We start from the raw sequence: 511 nt of genomic DNA, 5'->3' as shown, positions 1-511 counted from the left end.
TCTTCAGCCAGGGCAAACATGTGAAATACCCGAGGCTTATGTAGGAATGACTGATAAAGTACCAACTCGTGTGATTATTCATCGACTAACAAAAGAACAACAGCAAAAGCGACTACGAGATCAAGCGGTTCGTGAAAAAAAGAAAGGGATGACGTATTCGCCTCGTAGTAAACGGCTGAGCGGGATAAATGTATATATGACGAACGTCTCTACTGATGTTGTCCCGACGGGACACGTCCATGACCTGTATTCTTTGCGTTGGCAAATAGAAATTTTGTTTAAAACATGGAAATCGTTTTTTCAGATTCATCATTGTAAAAAGGTGAAGCGTGAGCGATTAGAGTGTCATTTGTATGGTCAATTAATTGCCATCTTACTTTGTTCTTCTACGATGTTTCAAATGCGAGAGTTGCTTCTGCGAAAGAAGAAAAAAGAACTGAGTGAATACAAAGCCATATACATGATAAAAGATTACCTGCCTCTCCTGCATGAAGCGATACAAAAAGATATC

General features: G+C 39.5%; 1 protein-coding gene. It reads left to right on the top strand.

Going from position 1 to position 511, the window contains the following annotated elements; all coding sequences use genetic code 11:
• The coding region (locus tag LOK41_RS28520) for an IS4 family transposase (protein WP_241819451.1) at positions 1–511 on the top strand (511 nt) is incomplete at both ends.

Origin of the sequence: Bacillus sp. TL12 (genome assembly GCF_022625245.1) — a bacterium.
Lineage (GTDB): Bacteria > Bacillota > Bacilli > Bacillales > Bacillaceae_G > Bacillus_A.
The sequence above is the reverse complement of the archived record's forward strand: the minus strand, read 5'-3'. Positions and strand labels throughout refer to the sequence as shown.